Raw genomic sequence first — 20,993 nt, 5'->3', positions numbered from 1 at the left:
CGTCTCGCCTTTCCCGCTCATGCCGGCAGGCCGGCGACCAGCGCCAGCGCCGCGCGGGGATCGAGCCGCCCATCATAGAGCGCGCGGCCGGTGATGGCGCCTTCAAGCTTGGCCGCGCGCGGCTCCAGCAGCGCCGTCACGTCGTCCATCGAGGCCAGCCCGCCCGAGGCGATGACCGGAATGGAGATGGCGTCGGCCAGCGCGATGGTGGCGTCGAGATTGAGCCCCTTCAGCAGGCCGTCGCGGGCGATGTCGGTGTAGATGATGGCGGAAACGCCGGCATCCTCAAAACGCTGCGCCAGTTCCAGCGCCGTGAGGTCTGAGGTCTCCGCCCAGCCTTCCACCGCCACGCGCCCGTCCTTGGCGTCCAGCCCCACCGCGACGCGGCCGGGGAAGCGGCGCGCCGCCTCCTTGACGAAGGCCGGGTCGCGCACCGCCGCCGTGCCGAGGATGACACGGGTGATGCCCTTTTCCAGCCAATCCTCGACCCGGGCGATGTCGCGTATGCCGCCGCCGAGCTGCACCGGCATGCCCACCGCTTCGAGAATGCGCTCCACCGCCGCCGCGTTCACCGGCTGGCCGGCGAAGGCACCGTCGAGATCGACGATGTGCAGGTAGCGGAAGCCCTGTGCCTCGAACTGCGCCGCCTGCTGGGCGGGGTCATGGTTGAAAATGGTGGCGCGTGCCATGTCGCCCTGCTGCAGGCGCACGCATTTGCCGTCCTTGAGATCGATGGCGGGAAAGAGGATCACGGCGCCCACTTCAGGAAATTGGCGAGAAGGGCGAGGCCGAGGCGCTGGCTCTTCTCGGGATGGAACTGCGTTCCGGCGAGGTTGTCGCGGCCGACCATGGCGGTGACGGCACCGCCATAAGAGGTGGTCGCGATCACATCGCCCGCACGCGCGGCGTTGAGGTGATAGGAATGGACGAAATAGGCGTCGAGCCCGTCCTCGCCGGTGGGAATGCCGGCCAGCAGCGGGTGCGGGCGGGCCACGTCGAGCGAATTCCAGCCCATATGCGGGATCTTCAGCGCGGCATCGCCCGGCTCGATCTTGACCACCTCGCCGTCGATCCAGCCGAGGCCGGCGGTGTCGCCATGCTCGCGCCCGCGCGTCGCCATCAATTGCAGCCCGACGCAGATGCCGAGAAAGGGCTGGCCGCGCGTCATCACCGCCTCGGTCAGCGCCTCCACCATGCCCGGCACGGCGTCGAGCCCGCGCCGGCAATCGGCATAGGCGCCCACCCCGGGCAGCACGATGCGGTCGGCCCGGCGCACCACGTCAGGATCGGCCGTCACCAGCACGCTCTTGCCGCTGCCGCCCTCGCGCGCGGCGCGTTCCAGCGCCTTGCCGGCGGAATGGAGATTGCCGGAGCCATAGTCGATGAGGGCGACGGGCGCGGGGGGAATCATCGGGCGGCCTCCGGGAACAGGCCCAGCACGCCGGCCTGCGCCGGCCGCGCCGCAGCGTGGATGCGGGCGCCGCCCATGGGGGGCAGCGGAACACGGGCGGCGGCGACCTCGCCGAGCCGGGCGTCGAAATAGCGCTGCTCGGCCGCCTCCAGCTTCGGGGCCACCACGCAGCCGGCCTCCTCATAGCCCTTGCCGAGCAGCTTGGCACGGCGCAGGCCCGGCAGGCCGACCGCCACCGCGATATTGGCCACCAGCAGCAGGGCGAAGGCGCGGTCGGCAAGGTCGAGCCCGAGAATGGCCGCGATCACCGCGCCCTGCGCCAGCACATAGACGATGAAAGCCAGCCAGAGGCGGTGCCGCAGCAGCACCAGCGGGGCGAAGAGCAGCGCGCTCCAGGACAGGCGTTCGGGCACGAAGACGAAGCCATCCGCCCAGTTGAGGGTGGAGCGCCGCTCGCCGTCTTCCTCGGGCTCAAAAACCGTCCAGACCGTCATGATGTCTCCAGCCCCGGTTCAGCCGCCAAGGCTGCCCTTGGTGGACGGGATTTCCCCCGCTGCCGCCGGGTCGATCGCCACCGCCGCGCGCAGGGCGCGGGCCAGACCCTTGAAGCAGCTCTCCGCAATATGGTGCGCGTTGGCGCCATAGAGAGTCTCGACATGCAGGGTCAGCCCCGCATTCATCGCGAAGGCCTGGAAGAATTCGCGCACCAGCTCGGTGTCGAACTCGCCGATCTTCGCCACGGCGAATTCGGTGCGGAACACCAGGAAGGGCCGGCCTGAGATGTCGAGCGCGACGCGGGTCAGCGTCTCGTCCATCGGCAAATGCAGGCTGGCATAGCGGGTGACGCCGCGCATGTCGCCGAGCGCCGCCTTCACCGCCTGGCCGAGCGCGATGCCGACATCCTCCACCGTGTGGTGGAAATCGATGTGCAGGTCGCCCTTCGCCTCGATCTCCATGTCGATGCGCGAATGGCGCGCCAGCAGGTCGAGCATATGGTCGAAAAAGCCGACGCCGGTCGCGATCATCGCCTTCCCCGTGCCGTCGAGATCGACGGAGAGGCGGATCTGCGTTTCCTTGGTGGCGCGGGTGATGCTGGCCGTGCGCATGGCGAGGGGCTCCCGGAAAGAGCGCGCGTCTTAGCAGCTAAAGTGTGGAGAGGCCATATGCGCAGCCTTTCCCCCCGTGCAAGGCTGGCGCGCGGGGAGAAAGGCCATCATCATCCCGGTCTCCGCGCATGGGAGCTCTTTCGATGGACCTGGCCACGCTGCGCACGCGCGCGCCCCTGTTCCTCGCCGTCTTCATCGACATCTTCTCCTTCGGCCTGATGTATCCGCTGATCGTCGCGCTCTTCGAGAGCCCATGGTTGACGAGCGCCTATGGTCCGGCGACGCGCGACACGCTGCTGTCACTGGCCTTCTCCCTGTTTCCGATCGGCATGTTCTTCGGCTCGTCGCTGCTCGGCGACCTGTCGGACGCGCTGGGCCGCCGGCGCACCCTGATGATCTGCATGGGCGGGCTGGCCGCAAGCTACGCGCTGATGGCGGTGGCGCTCTCCGTCGGGCATCTCTGGCTGTTCTTCCTCGGCCGCCTCTCCTCCGGGCTGATGGCCGGCACCGCGCCTATCGCCCAGGCATCGGTGGTGGACGCCGTGCCGCCGGACCAGCGCAGCGCCGCGATGGCGCAGATCGTGCTGGTCAACACGATCGGCATGGTGGCGGGTCCCGCGATCGGAGGGCTGCTCGGCCATTTCGAGCTGCGCCTGCCGCTCATCGTCGCTCTGCTGCTCTGCGTCGCGACGCTCGTCAGCCTCAACTCGGCGCATTTTGCCAGGGATGAGTCGCGCCGGGCCCTCGTGCTCGACTGGAGGCAGCCCTTCCGCCTGCTGGCGCGGATCGGGGACCGGCCGGCGATCCTCATGCCGGCGACGTCCTTCTTCCTCTTCCAGCTCGGTTTCCTCATCTACTACACCTTCATCCTCATCGAGATGCAGCGCTCCTATGGCTTCACGACGGCCGGGCTTGGCCTGTTCTCCATGGTGATGGGCATCGGCTGCGCGGTCTCTTCCGCCGTCGGATTCGCGCTGGTTCGCGCGCGGCTCGGCAGCGACAAGGCGACCGCCCTGGTCGGCCTCGCCCTGTGCGGCCTCTGTCTCATCGTGAGCGCGCTGCCCCTGCCGGCCTGGGCTCAGGTGGCGCTGGGCTTCCTGTCGACCGCCAGCAACATTCTCGCCTTCATCACCCTGCTCGCCGCCATCTCCTCGGCGGTGGACGAGAGCGAGCGGGGCTGGGCGCTCGGCATCGCCAATGCGGGGGTCGCGCTTTCTGTCCTCATCGCCGGGCTGCTGAGCAGCCTGCTGGTGGTGCTGCCGGCCGATGCGTTCCTCGCGGCCGGGGGCGTCATCGTCCTGATCGCCCTCCTTCCCGGCCTCCGGCTCGCCGGGCCGACGGCCGCCGCCGGTCCCGAGTTGCGCTGACGCGTTGAAGACTTAAGTAAGGGCGCACGTGACGCGCCCTCGATACAGAGCCCTTGATGACCCATTCCCCCGATACGATCTACGGCACCACCATCGTTTCCGTCCGCGCTGACGGGCGCGTCGCCATTGGCGGCGACGGGCAGGTGACGCTCGGCAACACGGTGATGAAATCCAACGCCCGCAAGGTGCGCCGGCTCGGCAAGGGCGATGTGATCGGCGGCTTCGCCGGCGCCACGGCGGATGCCTTCACGCTGTTCGAGCGGCTGGAGGCCAAGCTGGAGCAGTATCCCGGCCAGCTGCAGCGCGCCTGCGTCGAGCTCGCCAAGGACTGGCGCACCGATCGCTATCTGCGCCGGCTGGAGGCGATGATGATTGTCGCCGACGCCAATGTCACTTTGGTGCTCACCGGCACTGGCGACGTGCTGGAGCCGGAAAACGGCATCGCCGCCATCGGCTCGGGCGGCGGCTTCGCGCTCGCGGCGGCCCGCGCCCTCTCCGACAGCGGCCGGGACGCCGAGGCCATCGTGCGCAAAAGCCTCGCCATCGCCGCCGAGATCTGCATCTACACCAACCACAATGTGGTGGTGGAGACGATCGGGTGAGCATTTCCGACAATACCGTCCTCATCGCGACCGAACGCGGCGTCATCACGCCGGAGCAGGCCGAGCGGCTACGCGCGCTGGAGGCGGAGCTGGTTCCCACACGCGACGCCGCCCTCCCGCCGCCGGAGGATGACGAGCGGCTGCGCTTCATCACCGGCTTCGGCGACATCTTCGTCACTATCGGGCTGGCGCTGTTCCTCGGCGCGCTGGGCTATTTCGGCGATAGGCTCGGCGCGGCCGGCATGTGGGCCGCTATCGGCGCGGCCAGCTGGCTGCTGGCGGAGTTCTTCACCCGCGTGCAGCGCATGGCACTGCCCAGCATCGTGCTGCTGGTGGTGTTCTGCGCGTCGGTTTTCATGGCGTCGTCCACCTGGCTCGGCAGCACCATGCCGCTCATCCCGAGCCTCGCGACGCTCGGCGAAGATCCGCTCACCCTGGCGCTGGCCGGTCTGGCGACGCTGGCCGCCGCGATTCTGCATTATTGGCGCTTCCGGGTGCCGATCACCCTGGCCGCCGGCGCCGCCGCGCTGGTCGCGATCGTGGTCGGCCTGGTGGCGGCCGCAACACCCGGCGGCCTCGCGGCGGTGATCAATCCGGTGCTCATGCTCTGCGGCCTCGGCGTCTTCGCGCTCGCCATGCGCTTCGACATGAGCGATCCGCAGCGGCTGACGCGGCGGACCGACATCGCCTTCTGGCTGCATCTTCTGGCGGCGCCGCTGATCGTGCATCCGCTGATTCGCGGCTTCATCTGGCCGGAGGGCGCGCCCGGCGAGGCCAGCGCGCTGCCGATGCTGGCGGTGTTCGCCGGGCTCGGCGTGGTGGCGGTGCTGATCGACCGCCGCGCGCTGCTGGTCTCCGGTCTTGCCTATGCCGGCTTCGCCTTCGCCTCGCTGATCGAGGTCAGCGGCTTTGCCGATAGCTCGACGCCGCTGAGCCTGTTGGTGCTCGGCGCCTTCATCCTGCTGCTCAGCGCCCTGTGGCACCCGCTGCGCCGGGCCGTGCTCGCCCTGCTGCCGGCCCGGCTGGCGCGGCGGCTGCCGCATCCGACCGTCCTTCCCACCCCACATATTGCATCATCATCATGACCAGCTTCTCGCCCCGCGAAATCGTCTCCGAGCTCGACCGCTACATTGTCGGCCAGCACAAGGCCAAGCGCGCGGTCGCCATCGCGCTGCGCAACCGCTGGCGCCGCCAGCAGCTGGAAGGCCAGCTGCGCGAGGAGGTGCTGCCGAAGAACATTTTGATGATCGGCCCCACCGGCGTCGGCAAGACGGAGATCTCCCGCCGCCTCGCCCGGCTCGCCGGCGCGCCCTTCCTCAAGGTGGAGGCGACCAAGTTCACCGAGGTCGGCTATGTCGGGCGCGATGTCGAGCAGATCATCCGCGACCTGGTGGAGATCGGCATCGGCCTGGTGCGCGACGTGCGCCGCAAGGGCGTCGAGGCCAAGGCGCATCTGGCCGCCGAGGAACGGGTGCTCGACGCGCTGGTTGGCGCCACCGCCTCATCAGGCACTCGCGAGAGCTTCCGCAAGAAGCTGCGCGACGGGCTGATGGACGACAAGGAGATCGAGATCGAGCTCACCTCCAGCGGTGGCCAGGGCATGCCGATGTTCGAGATTCCCGGCATGCCGGGGGCGCAGATGGGCGCGGTCTCGCTCGGCGACATGCTGGGCAAGGCCTTTGGCGGCCGCTCCAAGCCCCGCCGCGTCAACGTGAAGGACGCCCATCCGCTGCTGCTCTCGGAGGAAGCCGACAAGCTGATCGACCAGGACGCCATCGTGCAGGAGGCGATCCGCTCGGTGGAGGAAAACGGCATCGTCTTCCTCGACGAGATCGACAAGATCTGCCGGCTCGGAGCGGCGCGGCGGCGCTGATGTCTCCCGCGAGGGCGTGCAGCGCGACCTGCTGCCGCTGATCGAGGGCACCACCGTCTCCACCAAGCACGGGGCGGTGAAGACCGACCATATCCTGTTCATCGCCTCCGGCGCCTTTCACGTCTCCAAGCCCTCGGACCTGCTGCCCGAACTGCAGGGCCGGCTGCCGATCCGGGTTGAGCTGGAAGCGCTGACCCGCGAGGACTTCACCCGCATCCTCACCGAGACCGAGGCGAGCCTCGTCAAGCAGTCGGTGGCGCTGATGGGCACGGAAGGGGTCGAGCTCGTCATCACCGAGGACGCGGTGGCGGCGATCGCCGACATCGCCGTGCAGGTGAATGCGAGCGTGGAGAACATCGGCGCCCGGCGTCTGCAGACGGTGATCGAGCGGGTGCTGGACGATCTGTCCTTCACCGCCCCGGACCGCGCCGGCGACAAGGTGGTGGTGGATGGCGACTATGTGCGCGAGCGCGTCGCCGACCTCGCCGGCAACACGGATCTCAGCCGCTATATTCTTTGATTCGGACCCGGAACGAGACCCGAGCCGGCTGAGGGTTTCACGTGAAACGGGGCAGTCCGGCAATGACGCTGGAAACACCGCCGTCATGCTGAGGAGCGGGGCGCGAGCCCCGTGTCTCGAAGCACGCAGGCCATGTTCCGCCCCGCTACCCCGGGCGCCGCAAGATCTTCAGCCGGCCAAGCAATTCGGCCACCGCTTCGGGCGGCAGGGTGGCGATCTCGCGGGCGAGAAGGTTCGCCAGCTCCGTCGCCTCGGGCGCGAGGCCTGACGTGTCCACCACCACGCGCGGGTCGGAAAGGTCGGCCAGCGCCCGCAGCGCTTCCGCCTCGTCCCAGATGACGTTGAAATAGGCCATGATGCGCTGGAGCATCAGCCAGGTCGGCTGGCCGCGCTTGCCGTGTTCCAGCGCCGAGAGATAGGCGGCGGAGACGCCGATCGTTTCCGCCATCTGGCTCAGCGTCACCCCGCGCTCGGCCCGCAGCTCGCGCAGGCGGCGGCCGAAGGGCGTCACGGCCGGCCTCCGCGCAGCCGCCGCACCCGCACATAAAGCGCGCCTTCACCGCCATGGCCGCGCCCGGCGGTCTCGAAGCCGAGCACCACGGTGCGCAACTCCGGCGCGCCGAGCCATTGCGGCACCAGCCGGCGCAGCACGCCGCGCCCGCCCTCGCCGGCGAGCACGCTCATCGCCTCGCCCTTGCCTGTTATGACAAGCACCAGCCCGTGGCCTGAGCCCTGCGCCGCACGCAGAAAGCCGATCAGCCTTCCATGCGCGGCGGCCTGGGTCATGCCGTGCAGATCGAGCCGCGCATCCACCTCCGCGCCGCGCGACAGGCGGCGGCGCAGCTTCGGCTCCAGCGGGGCGAGCGGCAGCGGCGCGGGGGGCTTCGGTGCGCTCTTGGGAGCGGAGGGTACGGCCTTGGTCAGCCGGGCGGGCTTCTCGGAGGCCGGCTCCGCCGCTGCCTCGACCACGCCGCCGGTCTCCGCCGAGGCGAGAGTGGTGCGCTTCACCGGGCGGATCGGTCGGATCGAGCGCGTCACATGCTCCCACAGCGCCTTTTCCTCGGTGTCGAGAGGACGGCGCCGGCGCGAACGCCCGCCCGAATCAACAGGCCCCGCCATCACGGCGTCTCCGACACGGCGGCGGGAAGCGGCGCCTCGGGCGCGCTCGCCGGCCTCGGCTTCGGCAACGGCACCCGGGCGCGGGCGGGATCGAGCGCGCGCGGCAGCAGCACGGTGAAGCGGCCGGGATGCTGGATGCGCCCAGCCAGCCTGCCCGCCTCGTCGCCGGCACCGAAGAAAATGTCGGCGCGGGCCGGGCCGACAATGGCCGAGCCGGTGTCCTGCGCGATCATCAGCCGCGCGAAGGGTTCGCTGGCCCCTTCCGGCCCGGTGGGCAGCGCTGCGTCGAGATAAAAGGGTGTGCCGTAGACGTGGATCACCTTGTCCACCGCGATCGAGCGCCCCGCCATCAGCGGCAGGCCCTGCGCGCCCACCGCCCCGTCCTCGGCCTTCAGCTCACGAGCGATGCGGAAAAAGATGTAGGAACGGTTTTCCCGCATCAGCGCGCGCCCTTCCTGCGGGTGCGTGGCGATATAGGCGCGGATGGCGTCCATCGACATCTTCTCGCGCGGCACCAGCCCGCGCTCGATCAGCAGCCGGCCGATCGGCGTGTAGGGCTGGCCATTATGGCCGTCATAGTTCAGCCGCAGCACCTCGCCATCGGGCAGGCGCACCCGCACCGAGCCCTGGATATGAGCGAAGAAGGCATCGGCCGGGTCGCGGATCCAGGCGACCACCGCCCCGTCGTCGCCGAGCGCCCCGTCCTCGATGGCGGCGCGGTCGTGATAGGGCACCAGCGCGCCGTCCACCTTGCGGAAAGCGCCGCTCTTATTGCTCGGCGGGCCGCCACCGGGCGGCGATTCGATGACGAGATCGGCCGGACGGGCATAAAGCGGTGTAGCGAACTCGCCCGAGCGCGTGCGCGAGCCCTCGACCTCCGGCTCGTAATAGCCGGTGAGAAAGCCGTTGGCCTGTCCCAGCGCGGTGATGGTGTAGGGGCGGAACTGCGTCTCGAAGAATTTTCGCGCTACCGCGTCGCTCGGTTGCCTCGGCAGCCGCGCCGCCCGGGCGCAAATCGGCCGCAGGGCGGTGAAGACCGGGCGGGGCGGGGTGACGCGATCACCCTTGCGGGCGATCGCACCGCAGCTGCGGCGGAAGGCGGCGAGAGCCTTGGCATGGTCGTCCTGCGCCCAGCCGGGCAGGTCGGCAAAGCGGCTCGGCTCAAGCACCGCCTGCGGAAACAGCGGCGCCGGCGCGGCGCGCGCCGGCCCGGCCCCGAGAAGAAGGGCCCCGGTCAGACTTCCGGAAAGGGAAAGGATGAGAAGAAAAGCGCGCACCGCGCCATCTTCTCACGAAGCCGCTTCGGTGGCGACAAGCTTCCAGTTGGGGTCGCGGGCGCCCAGCTCCCGGGCGAAGGTCCACACATCGGTCACATCGGCGACCTGCTCGGCATCGCCATCGACCACGCCGCCGTGCTTGTCGCGGGTGACGGAAATCAGCTGCGACAGGAAGCGCACGGTGATCTGCGCCGAGCGTCCACGGGCGTCGGCCTCGATGATATCGGCCTTCTCGATGCCGACGAACTGCGTCTCCATCGTCTCGCCGCGCTGCTCGCGCTCGGCGATGGCAGCGGCGAAGCCCTCGAACACGTCGCGCGCCAGCAGGTCCTTGAGCGCGGCGCGGTCGCCATGGGCGAAGGCGACGACGATCATCTCATAGGCGGCGCGGGCACCGGTGAGGAAGTGCTTGGCGTCGAAGTCGCGCTCCTGCGCGGCGATGGCGTCGAGGCCATTGGCCACCGCCGAGCCGACCTCGGCGATTCCGGCCCAGCGCGCCGGCGCGGGTTCGGCATCTTCCAGCGGCTCCACAGGCGCGGGCACGGCCGGCTTGTCATTGGCCGGGCCGGGGAAATTCACCACCTTGTCGGTGGCGCCCACCGGCGCCTTGGCGGCATCGCGGCGCGAATAGGGGTCGTAGGGCGGCCGCTCGCGCCCCGTACGCTGTCCCAGCACGCTCCGCAGCCGTATGAAAATGAACACGGCGAGGGCCAGGAAGATGATCGTATAAATATCGAACACGTCGCAGTTCGCCGCTGTTGGCCCCGCCGGAGCCGTTCCGGCGCGGGACTGTACATCATGTGGTGCCGACGCGGCTTCTTCCAAGGAAGAACCGACCCGTTCACATGACCTATTTACGACGTCTGGCCGATTTCGCCACCCCGTCCCTGCCCCAAGGTCATCACATCGGGCGGAACAGCGGGGCGGAACAGCGGGGCGAAACAGCACGGCCGGACATCCACCCGCACAGTAGAGCAAGCCGGCGGCTTCCGCCAAGCGGCGTGGTTCGCGGTGCCGTTCGCGGCGAGGTTCGTGGCTTGGCCCGCTGGCATGGCAGGACACATGGAAAACGGCGCCGCACCGCGCTTGTGAGCCGCATCCAACCGTGTTAGCGACACCCGCCCCTTGAAAGACCGGCTGCGGCGGGACCACCGACCCAGCGGCACCATCGCCGGCGCCCCGGATGGCGGAACCCGGCGAACCCCACGGAGAAACCTATGGCTGAGACCGACAACGCCCAGATGCCGACGCTGCAGGTGCTGACGCAGTACACGAAAGACCTGTCCTTCGAGAATCCTGGCGCGCCGGAATCGCTGGTCGTGAAGGGCCAGCCGCAGATCGGCATCCAGATCAACGTCAATGCCCGGCCGATGCGCGAAGGTTCGGAATATGAAGTCGAGCTCAAGGTCGAGGCCAAGGCCGAGCTGAACGGCAAGACGCTGTTCGCGCTGGAGCTGGCCTATGCCGGCATCTTCCGCGCCCAGAACGTGGCGCAGGAAACCATCCATCCCTTCATCCTGATCGAATGCCCGCGCATGCTGTTCCCCTTCGCGCGGCAGATCGTCGCCGACACGGTGCGCAATGGCGGCTTCCCGCCGCTGATGATCGATCCGGTCGATTTCGTCACGCTGTATCGCCAGCGCATGGCGCAGCAGGCGCCGAGCAACGTGCTCGCGTCCTGACGCCGGCCTTTCGAGCCTGATCTGAACAGCACGGCCGGCGGCGTCAGCTTCCGGCCGTGTAGTCTTTCCAGATGGCGTTCTCGCCCAGCGTGGCGATGAAGGCGGCATGGGCGGCGGCCTCCGCCTCGTTGCCGCGCGGCGCCAGCGGCCGCGGGCGCTGCATCGGGCTCGTCACCTGGCCCTCGATCACGATGACGGTGGCGTCCGAGGCAGTCAGGCTCAGCGCCGTCTGCTTGCCGCCGCACAGTTCGGCATAAACCTCCGCCAGCAATTCGGAATCCAGCAGCGCCCCGTGCTTGGTGCGGCGCGAGCTGTTGATGCCGTAGCGGTTCATCAGGTCGTCGAGACGATTCGACGCACCCGGATGCCGCCGCCGCGCCAGCGAGAGTGTGTCGACCACCCGGTCGAAGGTCAGCGCCGGCCGGCCGATCTTCGCCAGCTCCGCATTGAGGAAGCCGATATCGAAGGCGGCGTTGTGGATGACCAGCGGGTCGCCGGCGATGAAGGCGAGGAAGTCGTCCGCCACCTGGGCGAAGAGCGGCTTGTCGGCGAGAAATTCGCTCGACAGCCCATGCACGTTGAACGCCTCCACCGGCATGTCGCGCTGGGGGTTCAGATAGACATGGTAGACCTGCCCCGTCGGGATGCGGTTGAAGATCTCGACGCAGCCGATTTCGACCAGCCGGTCGCCGGTGAGCGGGTTGAGGCCGGTGGTCTCGGTGTCGAGCACGATCTCACGCATCGCCGTCTCCTTGTTCTGCGTCCGCGCCGCGCGCCGCCCGCAGCTGGTGCAGCAGCTCTGCCATAGCGGCCCGGGCCGGGTCGAGCCCCTGGCTGGTGTCGAGCACAAAATCGGCGCGCCGGCGCTTCTCGGCATCGGGCATCTGCCGGGCGAGGATGGCGGCGAAGGTTTCTTCGCTCATGCCGGGCCGGGCCATCACCCGGGCGCGCTGCACCTCTTCCGGCGCCGTCACCACAAGCACGGCGTCGACCCGGCCCTGCGCCCCGGTCTCATACAGCAGCGGAATGTCGAGCACGGCGATGGGTTCGCCCGCCGCCGCCGCCTGTTCGAGAAAGGCCTTTTCCCGCGCCCGCACCAGTGGGTGGACGATGGCTTCCAGCCGCTTCATCGCGTCGTCGTCGCCGAACACGCGGGCGCCCAGAAGCGCGCGGTCGACCCGCCCCTCCACCACCACGCCGGGAAACGCCGCACCCACCGGGCCGACGCCTTCCGCGCCATAAAGCGCATGCACCGCCGCATCGGCATCGTGCACCGGCACGCCGAGCGCGCGGAAAATCTGCGCCGTAGTCGATTTGCCCATGCCGATCGAGCCGGTCAGCCCCAGCCGGAAGGGGCGCGCCCTCACGCCAGTTGCCCCTTGGCCTTCAGATCATCGATCGCCAGCGCCCGCAGCTCCGGCGTCACCTCCGGGCGCACGCCGAACCAGCGCGCGAAGCCCGGCACCGCCTGGTGCAGCAGCATGCCGAGCCCGTCCACAGTGGCGAGGCCGCGCGCCTTGGCCGCCCGCAAGAGCGGGGTTTCCAGCGGCACATAGACGATGTCCGTTACCAGCGCGTCCGGCGACAGGGCGGAAAGGTCGATATCGAGCGGCGGCTGGCCCTTCATCCCCAGCGAGGTGGTGTTGACCAGCAGCCGGCAGCCGATCAGCCGCCCGCCAAGGTCGCGCCAGTCGATCGGCAACACCCGCGGGCCGAACTGGTCGCGCAACGCTTCGGCCCGTGCCCGCGTGCGGTTGGCCACCACCACGCGATCGACGCCGCGCTCCAGCAGACCGTAGACAACAGCCCGCGCCGCGCCGCCGGCGCCCAGCACCACCGCCTCGCCGAGCGCCCGCGCCCAGTCCGGCTCGGCGGCGTCGAGATTGGCGAGAAAGCCATGCACATCGGTATTGGCGCCGTGAAGCGCGCCATCCTGCAGCCAGATCGTGTTGACCGCGCCCAGCGCCGCCGCCACCGGATCACGCGCGACACAGGCGCGGAAGGCAGCTTCCTTGTGCGGCACGGTGACATTGCCACCGACGAGGCCAGAGGCGGCGAAATCGGCGAGAAAGCCGTCAATATTCTCAGGCGCGACATCGCGCACGCCATAGGCGCCATCAATGCCGTGCTGGGCCAACCAGTAGCCATGGATCAGCGGCGAGCGCGAATGGCTGACGGGATGGCCGATAATCGCCACGTTGCGGGTCACAGCAGAAGTCCTTCGGAGCGGAGAAAGCCGAGCAGCGGCAGCAGCGGCAGTCCCAGTATCACCGAATGGTCGCCCTCGACACGGGCGAACAGATGAATGCCAAGCCCCTCCAGCTGGTAGCCGCCAACGCTGGAGAGCACCGCATCGCCGGCCGCCTCGAGATAGGCCTCAAGCGCGGCGTCATCGAGCGGGCGCAGGGTGAGATGGGCGCTTTCCACCGTCGCCCACAGCACCGCGCCGTCGCGCGCCACCGCGACCGCCGAATGCAGGGCATGGGTGCGGCCGGCCAGACGGGCGATCTGCGCCTTCGCCGCCGCCCGGTCCGCCGGCTTGTGGAAGGCCTCATCGCCCAGTGCCAGCGTCTGGTCGGCACCAATCACCAGCCGCCCGTGATGCTCGCTTGCCCCCGCCAGCGCCTTGGCGCGGGCAAGCTCCAGCGCGACGGCAGGCGGCGCGGCGCCGCCCTCCACCGCCTGCGCCTCAATCGCCCGCTCATCCACCTCAGCCCTCACCACCGCGAAGGGCAGGCGGGCCGCCTCCAGCAAGGCGCGGCGGGCCGCGCTCTTGGAGGCCAGCAGCAGCGGCGCCGTCCCGCGCCAGAGGCCGTTGTCGCCTTCGGTGTCAGCCATTGGGATTCTCGGTCAGTTTGCGCCGGCGCTCCTGCAGCAGGGCGATGATCGCCGCCGCCGTCTCCTCGATGGAGCGGCGGGTGACATCGATCATCGGCCAGCCATGGCGGGCGCAGAGCCGGCGGGAAAAGGCGATTTCCTCCGCCACCGCCTGGCGGTCGGTATAGGTGTCGGCCGCCTGCGCCGCGTTCAGCCCGAGCAGCCGGTTGCGGCGGATTTCCACCACCCGGTCGGCGCTGGCGAGCAGGCCGACGATCAGCGGCCGCTTGAGATCAGCCAAGCCCGGTGGCACCGGCAGGCTCGGCACCAGCGGGATATTGGCGGTCTTGATGCCGCGATTGGCGAGATAGATGCTGGTCGGCGTCTTGGAGGAGCGGGAAATGCCGAGCAGCACCACATCGGCGGCTTCCAGCCCGTCCACATGCTGGCCGTCATCATGCATGACGGTGAAGTTCATCGCGTCGATGCGGCGGAAATAATCGCCGTCGAGCTGGTGCTGGCCGCCGACGCGCGGTTCCGGCACACCGCCGAGATAGGCCTGGAACAGCTGCACCACAGGCGCCAGTACGGAGAGCACCGGCACGCCATGGTCGCGGCAATAGGTCTTCAGCCGATTGCGCAGTTCCGGATCGGTGAGGGTGTAGAGCACGATGCCGGGGAATTCATCGATCGCCTGCACCACCTTGTCGAGCTGCTTGTGCGAGCGCACCAGCGGGTAAATGTGCTCGATCGGCTTCACATCATACTGCGCCGCCGCCGCCCGGCCGACGCTGATCAGCGTCTCGCCGGTGGAATCCGACACGAGATGGAGGTGGTAGTAGCTCTCCGACGGGCGGGCGGAATCAGTCACCCCGGTCATCCACAGGCCTGTGCATAGGATGGGAACAAGCCATGCCCTTTGCCCGTTCGCAAGGGGAGGGCTGGGGACAGCGGCCGTTTTCCTCCACAGGTGACACCCTGTGCGCTTTATCAAGGCGCATGCGGCGAACTGCGTGGATAACACCGCACGCGGCGGCTAAGCCCTTAAACCGGCTGAATTTTGGATTCATCCGCGGCCGGCGCGCCAGCGCCTAGGCTGGGGGCGTATTGTGGGCGGGGAGGAACATCTCTAATCCCCTGCTCACTACACAGACAACCTTCGATTCAAAGTGCTTAAAGAAGTATGAAGAGGCAGGGGACAAACGGATGGAAAGCGCCGGAATGGAAAGCACCACGGCAGGGGCCAGCGTGAAGAACGAGCCGATCCTGCTGCAGGCGCTGGACGGACAGGTGCCCAGCCGCACGCCGATCTGGATGATGCGCCAGGCCGGGCGCTATCTCCCGGAATACCGGGCGGTGCGCGAGAAGGCCGGCGATTTCCTCACCCTCTGCTACACGCCCGATCTCGCGGTCGAAGTGACGCTGCAGCCGATCCGCCGTTTCGGCTTCGATGCGGCGATCCTGTTCTCCGACATACTCGTCGTGCCGCACGCGCTCGGCTGCCCGCTGACCTTCGAGGCCGGGGAAGGGCCCCGCCTCGTGCCTGTGACGAATGGTGCCGAGCTTGCCGCGCTGCGCGAGACGCTGGACCCGGACAAGATCGACCGGGTGCTGGAAGCGGTCACTCGCATCCGCGCCGAACTTCCCAGCGAGACCGCGCTGCTCGGCTTCTGCGGCGCGCCGTGGACGGTGGCGACCTACATGATCGCCGGGCGCGGCACGCCGGACCAGGCACCGGCGCGGCTCGCCTCCTTGCGCGATCCCGATTTCTTCACCGCGCTGATCGACCGGCTGGTGGAAACCTCGGCGCGTTATCTCATCGGCCAGCTCAAGGCCGGCGCCGATGCGGTGCAGATCTTCGACAGTTGGTCCGGGGTGCTCGATCCCACAAGCTTCCGCCGCTGGTCGATTGAACCGATCGCCCGCATCGTCGCGCTGGTGCGGGCTGAAGTGCCCGGCGCGCGGATCATCGCCTTTCCCAAGGGCGCCACATTGTCCGGCCTCACCGCGATGGTGCAGGCATCAGGCGTCAATGCGGTGGGGCTCGACTGGACGGCCGACCGCCCGGCGACGCGCTATGCGTTGGGGGGCAAATGCGCGCTGCAGGGCAATCTCGATCCACTCACCCTGATCGCCGGCGGCCGGGCACTCGACGCCAGCATCGACGCCATCCTGGCGGATTTCCGCGGCGCCTCGCATGTGTTCAATCTCGGCCACGGCATCCGCCCGGAAACGCCGATCGCCCATGTCGAGCAGATGATCGCCCGGATTCGCGGCGGCTGACGACTTGGACGCCGTCATGGCCGGGCCTGACCCGGCCATCCACGTCTTCGCTATGGGCCGAGGTCGGACAAGTCGTGGATGCCCGGCCCGAGGCCGGGCATGACGTTGTGCAGGGAACGGGGTGTCGATGCTCTACGACTGGATCAAGGCGCTGCATGTGATCGCCATCATCTCCTGGATGGCGGCGCTGCTCTACATGCCCCGGCTGATGGTCTATCACTGCGACGCGCCCCAAGGCTCGCCGCAGTCGGAAACCTTCAAGGTGATGGAACGGCGCCTGCTCAAGGCGATCGCCCGTCCCGCCATGGCGGTGAGCTGGCTGGCCGGGCTGTATCTCGCCTGGCAGGGCGGATGGTTCGTCTCCGGCTGGTTTCACGTGAAACTGGCGCTGGTGCTGGGCATGACCGTCGCGCAGGAATATCAGGCCCGCTGGGTGGCCGATTTCGCCGCCGACCGGAACACGCGGCCGGCGCGCTTTTTCCGGATCATGAACGAGGTGCCGACGCTGCTGATGATCGGCATCGTCATCATGGTCATCGTAAAGCCGTTTTAAGCCGCTCAAAGCTTGTGACGGCGCACTTGCGCCGAATCGTGCCTTTGCCTATGGTGCGCGAACTCCACGAAGCTGGCTGTCGCTCCGTTCAGACGGGCATCTCCCCGATGCCGCACGGTGTGCCGGACAAGAAGCCGATCCCCTCGGCCTGGGTCCGCAGACCAGCGCTTCCCACCTTTTGTCGTTTCGGCGGGTGTTTTCCCGACCGGCTACGTCCACATTAGACATATCGAGGCCCTTTCCCATGGGGGAAATGAAGCTCCAGGACCTCAAGTCCAAGAACCCCGCCGAACTTCTCGTGGTTGCGGAGGAGCTTGAGGTCGAGAACGCCAGCACGCTGCGCAAGCAGGAGCTGATGTTCGCCATTCTCAAGCAGCTCGCCGCCAAGGACACCGACATCATCGGTGAGGGCGTGGTCGAGATCCTTTCCGACGGTTTCGGCTTCCTGCGCTCGCCGGACGCGAATTATCTGCCCGGCCCCGATGACATCTATGTCTCGCCGAGCCAGATCCGCCGCTTCGGCCTGCGCACCGGCGACACGGTCGAAGGCCAGATCCGCTCCCCGAAGGATGGGGAGCGCTACTTCGCCCTCCTCAAGGTCAACACGATCAATTTTGAGGACCCGGACAAGATCCGGCACAAGATCAACTTCGACAACCTGACCCCGCTCTATCCCGACGAGCGGCTGAAGCTGGAAATCGAAGACCCGACGCGCAAGGATTTCTCCGCCCGCGTCATCGATGTCGTGGCGCCGATCGGCAAGGGCCAACGCGGCCTGATCGTCGCCCCGCCGCGCACCGGCAAGACCGTGCTGCTGCAGAACATCGCCCAGTCCATCACCACCAATCATCCCGAGTGCTACCTGATCGTGCTGCTCATCGACGAGCGGCCGGAGGAAGTCACCGACATGCAGCGCTCGGTGAAGGGCGAGGTGGTCTCCTCCACCTTCGACGAGCCGGCCCAGCGCCATGTGCAGGTCGCGGAAATGGTGATCGAGAAGGCCAAGCGCCTCGTCGAGCACAAGCGCGACGTGGTGATCCTGTTGGATTCGATCACCCGCCTCGGCCGCGCCTACAACACCGTCGTGCCGTCGTCGGGCAAGGTGCTGACCGGCGGTGTCGACGCCAACGCGCTGCAGCGCCCCAAGCGCTTCTTCGGCGCGGCGCGTAACATCGAAGAGGGCGGCTCGCTCACCATCATCGCCACCGCGCTGGTCGATACCGGCTCGCGCATGGACGAGGTGATCTTCGAGGAGTTCAAGGGCACCGGCAATTCCGAGGTCATTCTCGACCGCAAGGTGTCGGACAAGCGGGTGTTCCCGGCCATCGACATCACGCGCTCGGGCACCCGCAAGGAAGAGCTGCTTGTGCCGGCCGACGTTTTGAAGAAGATGTACGTCCTGCGCCGCATCCTGAACCCGATGGGGACGGTCGACGCGATCGAGTTCCTGGTCGACAAGCTGCGCCAGACCAAGACCAATGGCGACTTCTTCGACTCGATGAACACGTAAGGCGAAAACACAAGGCAAGCACGCCCACGGCGAAAACGCCGGGGCGAGGCCGCTGGGAGGCGGGGCATGCGGGCAGGGCGGATCACTCGGCTTTCGTTGATATCGCTTCCTGTGGCGCTGCTTCTGGCGCTGCCGGTCCAGGCCGGCGTCGCCGAGCGCGAACCGCCCATGGCCGAGCTGTGGCTCTTCGTCATCGGTATCGCCGCGCTGAGTTGGGTCATGGCCTGCCGGCGCTGGTGGCTGCCCCTTGCTGTGTGGCTGCCCACCGCCCTGTTCGTCGCCAGCCTCATCGCCGATTTCGCCGACCCGGTGATCGGGCCGGCGGTGCGCGAGGAACTCGGCCTCGCCTATGTCCTGCAGGCGGACCTTGCCGGCGCGCTGCTGCTGGTCGTGCCGCTCATGCTGGCCAATATCCGCTTCAGCCGAAAAGACTGACGCCGCCGGCGTCCGGTGCGCCCCGCGGTGTCGGGAGGGCGATCTTTGCGCCGACGCATTTGATCCGACATTTTACGGCGATAAATAGTGCGCCCGTGCACGTTTCGTAGCCGAAACAATACACTCCACAAATGACTCAGGGCGGCCAAACGGGGTCACGTCCGATCCATCCATCGTAAAAGTCCTTTCGCCTGCCAGCGGCCATTTCTGTTGAAATGCGGGCCGGTGGGGGTTTTTGCCCCCAACTTATCCACAGGACTGTCCACAGGCGGGCGCGACGGGCGCAAATCCGCGCCAAGCCCGCGTCCCGGCGCCCATTGCCGGCGCGACCCGAGGCGTCACGCCCTCGCGCTCAGCCGCCACGCACCACTTCCGCCAATCGATTCGATTCCGTAACGGGAAGCGAACACACCGCGCCGGCGCAGACAAAGGCGGCGGCGCCCCCTCCCGCGCCGGCCGCGAGACTTTCCGCCTTGGCGCGGGCCGGATGATCGGCCGGCAGCGCCGCCGGGTCTTCCACCCGCTGCAGGGTGATGTCGACGCGCGGCAGGCGGCGGGCGGTCTCCGCCAGCGCGTCGGCGGCCTCGCCCGCGCCGATAATCACGATCTCCGGCGCCCGCAGCCGGCTGTCGAGCGCGTTGAGCAGGCCGGCATGGCTGTAGAGATTCGGCGCGGCGCGCGGCAGCAGGGCGTCGAACAGAAGGTCGGCGCGGGCGCGATAGGCGTCATCTCCGGTCAGCGCGGCGAGCCGAACGAGGTTGCGGGCGATCAGCGCCTGCGGGTTGGTGACGGCATCGTCAGCGGTCGCTTCGGGCCGCAAAATCAGCCCCTCGGCATCGTCGGCCGTGAGGTAATAGCCGCCTTCCTCGCTCGCATGGTGCGTCTCCAGCTGAGCCTGCCAGGCGACCGCCTGGTCGAGATAGTTCCGCTCGCCGGTCGCCTGGTGCAATGCAAGCGCCGCGCCGATCATCGCGGCATAGTCGCTGGCAAGGCCGGGGAACACCAGCCGCCCCGCGCGCCAGCTATGGCCGAGCCGCCCGTCCTTCACCATCGATTCGGCGATGAAACGGAAGGCGCCGGCGGCCAGCTCCACCCATTCCGGCCGCCCAAAGCGCGGCGCCGCGCCCACCAGAGCTGACATCATCAGCCCGTTCCAGTCGGCCAGCACCTTGTCGTCGCGGCCGGGCGGCACCCGCTTTTCGCGCACGGCCAGCAGCTTGTCGCGCAGCAGGGCGAGGCGCACCTCGTCGGCGCCGGAGCGCTCCATCTCCTTCAGTCGATTCGGGATCGAAACGCCTTCCCAATTGCCGAAGGGCACAATGTCGTAATGCCGGGCGAAGAATTCCGCGTCCTGCGCCCCAAGCGCGTCCAGCACCTGCTTGAGGGTCCAGACGTAATAGCGGCCCTCATGGCCTTCGGAATCGGCGTCGAGGCTGGCGGCGAAGGCGCCGCCTTCGGTCAGCATTTCCCGTTGCAGCCAGCCCACCGTCTCATCGGCGCGGGCGCGGAAAAGCTCGGCCAGCGTCTCGCTATAGGCGAGGCCGAGCAGGTCGAGGATCTGCGCATTGTCGTAGAGCATCTTCTCGAAATGCGGCACCAGCCAGCGCTCGTCGACGCTGTAGCGGGAATAGCCGCCGCCAATATGGTCGTAGATGCCGCCCTCGCTCATGCCATCAAGCGCGTGCAGCGCCGCGTCGCGCAGCTTCGTTCGGCCGGTACGCTCCCAGCCGCGCCACAGCAGCTCAAGGAACGGTGTGTTGGGGAATTTCGGCGAGCCCTGTAGCCCGCCATGCTCGGTATCCATGATGCCGAGGATCCGCCCGGCGATATCGTCCAGCTCATGGGTGCCGATCACCACCTGGCCGGCGGGCCGGGCCTTCTGCCGCAGCCGGTCCAGCAGGGCGGCGCGGTTCTGGGTGATGCGCGGATCGCCCGAGGCATAGGCGCCAGCCATGGTCTTCAGCACCTCGGTAAAGGCGGGCTGGCCATAGCGCGCTTCTTTCGGGAAATAGGTGCCGCCCCAGAAAGGGGCGCCTTCCGGGTCGAGGAACATGGTCATCGGCCAGCCGCCCTGCACGCCGAGCTGCTGCAGCGCGGCCATATAGATCTGGTCGACCTCCGGCCGTTCCTCGCGATCGACCTTGATGTTGACGAACAGCTCGTTCATCACCGCCGCCGTCGCCTCGTCCTCGAAGCTCTCATGCGCCATCACATGGCACCAGTGGCAGGCGGCATAGCCGATGGAGAGCAGGATCGGCCGGTTGCTGCGCCGGGCCTCCGCGAAGGCGTCCGGCGTCCATTCCCACCAGTCGACGGGGTTGTCCTTGTGCTGGAGCAGATAGGGGCTGGCGGCGGCGGCGAGCTGGTTGGGCAAGATGTCGCTCCGGCTGGGGACGGGGTATCGTGGCGCGGCGGCGGGCGCTTCTTGCAAGCGACGC

The 20,993-nt window shown here is 68.3% G+C and carries 22 protein-coding genes and 1 pseudogene; 9 read left to right on the top strand and 14 right to left on the bottom strand.

Annotated features, from left to right (window positions below; genetic code table 11):
- Positions 1-17: 17 nt before the first annotated feature.
- Genes hisA through hisB form a run of 4 tightly spaced genes read right to left on the bottom strand, consistent with a single transcriptional unit; the run spans position 18 to position 2,517 of the window.
- Positions 18-752 (bottom strand): 1-(5-phosphoribosyl)-5-[(5-phosphoribosylamino)methylideneamino]imidazole-4-carboxamide isomerase, encoded by a 735-nt coding sequence (hisA, locus tag A3M1_RS0108445; protein ID WP_018388517.1) that lies wholly within the window; start codon positions 750-752, stop codon positions 18-20.
- Positions 749-1,411 (bottom strand): imidazole glycerol phosphate synthase subunit HisH, encoded by a 663-nt coding sequence (hisH, locus tag A3M1_RS0108440; protein WP_018388516.1) that lies wholly within the window; start codon positions 1,409-1,411, stop codon positions 749-751. The genes hisA and hisH overlap by 4 nt, the downstream gene beginning before the upstream one ends.
- A complete protein-coding gene (locus A3M1_RS0108435) occupies positions 1,408-1,905 on the bottom strand; it encodes a DUF2628 domain-containing protein (protein ID WP_018388515.1) in 498 nt (165 codons plus the stop codon). The genes hisH and A3M1_RS0108435 overlap by 4 nt, the downstream gene beginning before the upstream one ends.
- 18 nt (positions 1,906-1,923) lie before the next feature.
- Positions 1,924-2,517, bottom strand: a complete 594-nt coding sequence (hisB, locus tag A3M1_RS0108430) for an imidazoleglycerol-phosphate dehydratase HisB (protein ID WP_018388514.1) — start codon at positions 2,515-2,517, stop codon at positions 1,924-1,926.
- 143 nt (positions 2,518-2,660) lie between these two features.
- On the opposite strand from hisB, the gene A3M1_RS0108425 reads away from it, so the two are divergent.
- From A3M1_RS0108425 to hslU, 4 genes and pseudogenes are all read left to right on the top strand, one after another.
- Positions 2,661-3,884 carry an MFS transporter gene (locus A3M1_RS0108425; protein ID WP_018388513.1) on the top strand — a complete coding sequence of 408 codons (1,224 nt, stop codon included), beginning with the start codon at positions 2,661-2,663 and terminating at the stop codon, positions 3,882-3,884.
- A 56-nt stretch (positions 3,885-3,940) separates the two neighbouring features.
- On the top strand, positions 3,941-4,486 hold the full coding sequence (gene hslV, locus A3M1_RS0108420) for an ATP-dependent protease subunit HslV (RefSeq protein ID WP_018388512.1): 546 nt from the start codon (positions 3,941-3,943) through the stop codon (positions 4,484-4,486).
- Positions 4,483-5,571 carry a hypothetical protein gene (locus tag A3M1_RS0108415; RefSeq protein WP_018388511.1) on the top strand — a complete coding sequence of 363 codons (1,089 nt, stop codon included), beginning with the start codon at positions 4,483-4,485 and terminating at the stop codon, positions 5,569-5,571. Before hslV ends, A3M1_RS0108415 begins: the two co-directional genes overlap by 4 nt.
- Positions 5,568-6,879 (top strand): annotated as a pseudogene (hslU, locus tag A3M1_RS25010) (ATP-dependent protease ATPase subunit HslU). The gene A3M1_RS0108415 and the pseudogene hslU overlap by 4 nt, the downstream one beginning before the upstream one ends.
- Before the next feature lie 145 nt (positions 6,880-7,024).
- On the opposite strand, the gene A3M1_RS0108405 reads toward hslU, so the two are convergent.
- From A3M1_RS0108405 to A3M1_RS0108390, 4 genes are read right to left on the bottom strand one after another with little or no spacing between them, the layout of a single operon-like run.
- Complete coding sequence (locus A3M1_RS0108405) at positions 7,025-7,390, bottom strand: helix-turn-helix transcriptional regulator (RefSeq protein ID WP_018388510.1); 366 nt, start codon at positions 7,388-7,390, stop codon at positions 7,025-7,027.
- A complete protein-coding gene (locus tag A3M1_RS0108400; RefSeq protein ID WP_018388509.1) occupies positions 7,387-7,998 on the bottom strand; it encodes a Smr/MutS family protein in 612 nt (203 codons plus the stop codon). The genes A3M1_RS0108405 and A3M1_RS0108400 overlap by 4 nt, the downstream gene beginning before the upstream one ends.
- Positions 7,998-9,275, bottom strand: coding sequence for a murein transglycosylase A (locus A3M1_RS0108395; RefSeq protein ID WP_018388508.1), 1,278 nt, complete (start codon positions 9,273-9,275; stop codon positions 7,998-8,000). The genes A3M1_RS0108400 and A3M1_RS0108395 overlap by 1 nt, the downstream gene beginning before the upstream one ends.
- 12 nt (positions 9,276-9,287) lie before the next feature.
- Positions 9,288-10,016 carry a Tim44/TimA family putative adaptor protein gene (locus A3M1_RS0108390; protein WP_018388507.1) on the bottom strand — a complete coding sequence of 243 codons (729 nt, stop codon included), beginning with the start codon at positions 10,014-10,016 and terminating at the stop codon, positions 9,288-9,290.
- Positions 10,017-10,492: 476 nt separating this feature from the next.
- On the opposite strand from A3M1_RS0108390, the gene secB reads away from it, so the two are divergent.
- Complete coding sequence (gene secB / locus A3M1_RS0108385; RefSeq protein WP_018388506.1) at positions 10,493-10,957, top strand: protein-export chaperone SecB; 465 nt, start codon at positions 10,493-10,495, stop codon at positions 10,955-10,957.
- Between the two features lie 43 nt (positions 10,958-11,000).
- On the opposite strand, the gene dnaQ is transcribed toward secB, so the two are convergent.
- From dnaQ to A3M1_RS0108360, 5 genes are read right to left on the bottom strand one after another with little or no spacing between them, the layout of a single operon-like run.
- Entirely contained in the window at positions 11,001-11,699 is a 699-nt protein-coding gene (gene dnaQ, locus A3M1_RS0108380) for a DNA polymerase III subunit epsilon (protein ID WP_018388505.1), read from the bottom strand.
- Positions 11,692-12,324 (bottom strand): dephospho-CoA kinase, encoded by a 633-nt coding sequence (coaE, locus tag A3M1_RS0108375; RefSeq protein WP_018388504.1) that lies wholly within the window; start codon positions 12,322-12,324, stop codon positions 11,692-11,694. Before coaE ends, dnaQ begins: the two co-directional genes overlap by 8 nt.
- Positions 12,321-13,166 (bottom strand): shikimate dehydrogenase, encoded by an 846-nt coding sequence (locus A3M1_RS0108370; RefSeq protein WP_018388503.1) that lies wholly within the window; start codon positions 13,164-13,166, stop codon positions 12,321-12,323. The genes coaE and A3M1_RS0108370 overlap by 4 nt, the downstream gene beginning before the upstream one ends.
- Positions 13,163-13,795 carry a Maf family protein gene (locus tag A3M1_RS0108365; protein ID WP_018388502.1) on the bottom strand — a complete coding sequence of 211 codons (633 nt, stop codon included), beginning with the start codon at positions 13,793-13,795 and terminating at the stop codon, positions 13,163-13,165. The genes A3M1_RS0108370 and A3M1_RS0108365 overlap by 4 nt, the downstream gene beginning before the upstream one ends.
- A complete protein-coding gene (locus A3M1_RS0108360) occupies positions 13,788-14,654 on the bottom strand; it encodes a pyruvate, water dikinase regulatory protein (RefSeq protein ID WP_018388501.1) in 867 nt (288 codons plus the stop codon). Before A3M1_RS0108360 ends, A3M1_RS0108365 begins: the two co-directional genes overlap by 8 nt.
- 341 nt (positions 14,655-14,995) lie before the next feature.
- On the opposite strand from A3M1_RS0108360, the gene hemE reads away from it, so the two are divergent.
- From hemE to A3M1_RS0108340, 4 genes are all read left to right on the top strand, one after another.
- Positions 14,996-16,057, top strand: coding sequence for a uroporphyrinogen decarboxylase (gene hemE / locus A3M1_RS0108355; RefSeq protein ID WP_018388500.1), 1,062 nt, complete (start codon positions 14,996-14,998; stop codon positions 16,055-16,057).
- A 127-nt stretch (positions 16,058-16,184) separates the two neighbouring features.
- Positions 16,185-16,610 carry a protoporphyrinogen oxidase HemJ gene (hemJ, locus tag A3M1_RS0108350; protein WP_018388499.1) on the top strand — a complete coding sequence of 142 codons (426 nt, stop codon included), beginning with the start codon at positions 16,185-16,187 and terminating at the stop codon, positions 16,608-16,610.
- Positions 16,611-16,854: 244 nt separating this feature from the next.
- The gene (gene rho / locus A3M1_RS0108345; protein WP_018388498.1) at positions 16,855-18,120 is read left to right on the top strand and encodes a transcription termination factor Rho; all 1,266 of its coding nucleotides are present in this window, start codon (positions 16,855-16,857) and stop codon (positions 18,118-18,120) included.
- A gap of 111 nt (positions 18,121-18,231) precedes the next feature.
- Positions 18,232-18,555 carry a hypothetical protein gene (locus tag A3M1_RS0108340; RefSeq protein WP_018388497.1) on the top strand — a complete coding sequence of 108 codons (324 nt, stop codon included), beginning with the start codon at positions 18,232-18,234 and terminating at the stop codon, positions 18,553-18,555.
- Between the two features lie 352 nt (positions 18,556-18,907).
- Here the strand turns inward: A3M1_RS0108340 and A3M1_RS0108335 are convergent, their stop codons facing one another.
- On the bottom strand, positions 18,908-20,929 hold the full coding sequence (locus A3M1_RS0108335) for a thioredoxin domain-containing protein (RefSeq protein ID WP_018388496.1): 2,022 nt from the start codon (positions 20,927-20,929) through the stop codon (positions 18,908-18,910).
- Positions 20,930-20,993 lie beyond the last annotated feature (64 nt).

Source organism: Ancylobacter sp. FA202 (assembly GCF_000380205.1).
Lineage (GTDB): Bacteria > Pseudomonadota > Alphaproteobacteria > Rhizobiales > Xanthobacteraceae > Ancylobacter.
The sequence above is the reverse complement of the archived record's forward strand: the minus strand, read 5'-3'. Positions and strand labels throughout refer to the sequence as shown.